This is a genomic window from Enterobacter cloacae complex sp. S1 (genome assembly GCF_014930525.1).
Lineage (GTDB): Bacteria > Pseudomonadota > Gammaproteobacteria > Enterobacterales > Enterobacteriaceae > Enterobacter > Enterobacter hormaechei_C.
The window spans coordinates 1-3084 of the sequence record NZ_JADBRE010000049.1 but is presented as its reverse complement, the minus strand read 5'-3'; the positions used below and the strand labels follow the sequence as shown (position 1 = coordinate 3084).

1 protein-coding gene and 2 pseudogenes are annotated in these 3084 nt (G+C 43.6%); 1 reads left to right on the top strand and 2 read right to left on the bottom strand.

From position 1 onward, the window contains the following. Positions 1–763, bottom strand: a pseudogene (locus tag IM290_RS21105) (RHS repeat domain-containing protein); the annotation flags it as partial. Between IM290_RS21105 and IM290_RS21700 the strand changes: the two are divergent. Further along, positions 722–898, top strand: a pseudogene (locus IM290_RS21700) (hypothetical protein); the annotation flags it as partial. The pseudogenes IM290_RS21105 and IM290_RS21700 sit on opposite strands and share 42 nt — an antisense overlap. 649 nt (positions 899–1547) lie before the next feature. Here IM290_RS21700 and IM290_RS21095 read toward each other — a convergent pair. Continuing rightward, a complete protein-coding gene (locus tag IM290_RS21095) occupies positions 1548–2066 on the bottom strand; it encodes a hypothetical protein (protein ID WP_023296769.1) in 519 nt (172 codons plus the stop codon). Positions 2067–3084 lie beyond the last annotated feature (1018 nt).

The window sequence follows — 3084 nt, the reverse complement described above, 5'->3', positions numbered from 1 at the left end:
GGTCCTGCTGCTTAAACCGCCCGCAGTCCGGGTCGTAATACCGGAACAGATTGTAGTGCAGCCCTGTCTCACGGTCCTGGTATTGCCCCTGCATCCGCAGGTTCTGAGAATATCCTGATACCTGCGTCTCGCTTTTCCGCAGCAGCTTGCCCCAGGCGCTGTTCACCCCTTCCCAGCGCACCTGCCCTTCGCTATCCGTCATCCGCTCCGGCGTGCCGTTGGGCTGGCAGTGGAACCAGAAAATCTCCGGAGCATCAACGCCGTCAATGCGCGCCAGCGGGTCGTAGCTGTTCTGATCGCTGTAGACGTAGGTCAGCGGCACGTCCCCGTGCACCTCCTGCAACAGCCGGAACCCTTCCCAGACAAACCGCGTGGTGACCGGCTTGCCGGTTGGCTGGCAGCCCAGCATCTGGCGGCGCGTTTTGCTGATGCGTCGCCCGAGCGGATCGTAGCGGAAGCTGACCTGCGTCTGCGGCCTGTTGCGGTCCCGCGGCTGGCTGATCACCTCCGTCAGGCGGTGCTCACCGTCGTAGCGGTAGTGCCAGCGGGTCTGTCCGTTATCTTTCTCCACGGTGCGTCCGTGGACGTCATAGCGCCAGCGAATGCCGTTCAGCTGCGTCAGCCGGTTGTGCGTAACCTTCTGAGCAGATCCTTCGAGCGGGTTACCGGTAGTATCCCAGCGGTGCAACCAAGAGCACTGAAAATTACCGGTAACTATATCCCGGCGATGCAGGCGGCCAAGACGGTCATATTCACTGCGGGTTCGTTAGTGTTAGTAGTTTGCGCCACGGTTGAATCCGATAATACTGAACTGGACGATGCCGACCGTGAAGAGTTTATGGAAGAGCTGGGTCAGGAAGGGCCAGGCGCGAAAGAAGGAGGCAAGATGCGTGCATAAGGAAAAGACTACATTGTTGAAGATGGCGATGTGATGAACTTCTTGTTTACGTTTAATTTTTATGAACGGGAAAAATCCACGCTTTCACGTACATTTTTTATTAGGGAGTCAAAAAAATATCTTAGAGATCTGACTTCTTGCTCACCTCCAAAGAAATGATTTGTGTAGTCGCAAGCTTTAACGTCTGAAAAGGCACCTCGATTAATCACTCAACAAGTAAGGCCAGACTCTAATACTTAGCGAGGCTGACACCACCGTTTCTTAGGAGAGGTCTGCCGGTCGACAATAATATATCTTCTAAATCCTTTTTTTTGCGAGCGGGAATCGTTAAAAGTTTTGAATCGCATTTTATCATAATAAGCAGGGCCTGATCGAGACAACGCGTTACGCTTCATACCATTTAAATAAAACCAATCATGCCAGCCATTTTGGTTTTCCACATAGCTAAAGACAACAACCCCTTCTTCGTTCAGATGATTTTTAAGTAATAGAAAAATGTGCCTCGTGGCAGTGCAGGCAAAGAAGCTTTTGCCCTAAGCATCAAATAGGGTTACAACGGTTAATAATGGCTTTTTATCGGTTAACACAAAAACTAACTCGCGTGTTGTAAGACAATTGCATAATCTAAAATGGTATGCTGAAAATTTTTTTACCCTTCAGCAATGATAACGTTTCTATGATTTGTTCCATTCTTTATCCAGAACATTTCATCTTGAGGTAACGTTCCATTACCGCAGAAATCAACAAGCTCACCTTGCCAACCATCAGGAACATATTTTTGATAATGCATACTTTCAACATACTCCGAATATAGTCTTTTATTATCAAAATCTATAAGCAAATCCGGCATAAGATCATATATATCCCACCAAGTTGTTTTTTGCGAAAGCCTACTAAAAAACTCATCAGCTATGTCATCCTTATCGAATGAATAGCCATCTTTAATTAACCCATCAATAAATATCTGCGCGTTTTCTTCATTTACTACGGGTATGTCATATCTTTCCTTATGGACATCCTGTAGATTTATTTCCACCCCACTTTTCACAAAACCCTCTATCCATTTAATTCTATCTAAAATCCACATTTCTTTGAACGCCACGAACCAATAATATATTCCTTCTTTCTTTACTATCACAAGGAGATCATCATCTTTATTAATATTCATATAGTAACCTATTTTACATTACCGGAGCCTGGAATCGCTACTTCTTCAAGCCATTCTGCCCATACTGATGGTAATACATACGATCTACCTGGCGTTGTTGGATCAACGTGCTTAGGAGCCAATCCCCCTTGATTTAACGGATTAAGCATGCGTCAGGGGGTTGTGCGTGTCCTTTCCAGCAAGTCGTTCGAGGTGGATTACCAGCAGACGATCGCAGTTGTCATAATTTCATTATTGCGTACAGCTGGTAAAAGACTTTTAAATGCTCAGAGTCTAATATCTAAAGACTTTACACTTAAAAGAATGAGCATGACGTAAAGAAAAAGGGAAGTTGCGTGCAGAAAGCAAAAAATCAAATCGTTAAAAATGGCGATGGGATGAACTTCTTGTTTAAAGTTTGATTTGTTTTTTATGAAAAAAACGAACTTGCGCACTCTTAGGAAAATAGAACTCAAGGTATTTTTCAGCTCTGTCTTGAAACGTTCGTTCTTTGACGTAGTTATAAGAATCATTAAAATATTTGTACGCTTCATCAAATTGATTCAACTCATAAAAAACCATGCCGAGGTCGATTAACGGCGCTGTCTCTATATCCGATCCACGTGTACTAAGTATCCTCTCCCCCCATTTTTTCGCCTCATCGTTCTCCTTGAGAGCAAAGCAAGCACTGTACATGTACGCAGAGTTGCAGTTGGCAATTTTCCATTCGATCTGCGGCTCAGGAAGAGCCTGCCGGACATTTTGTTATTGCTCTAAAGCCTCGGCTTATTTTTTTATCATGAAATTCGTTTCCTTTTTCTACAAGAGATGTAAGTATTATTCATGTGTTTATTCATTAGCAATAGCAAATAAACCTCCTCACCTATAAAAAGGGGAATAAGAAATAAATGCTTTTAGAAGCAAGGAGGTATCTAAGACAGTAAATCTTTATTATTAAAAAACTTAAAAACTAACCAAAAAAGAATTTCTTAAACCCTTCAACCTCAACATCTTTTATTTTAGTTTTAAGCATCACATC

Bases quoted from the DNA above. Each gene is read 5' to 3' on its own strand.
- IM290_RS21095 (WP_023296769.1), bottom strand. From the start codon at position 2,066: ATGAATATTAATAAAGATGATGATCTCCTTGTGATAGTAAAGAAAGAA.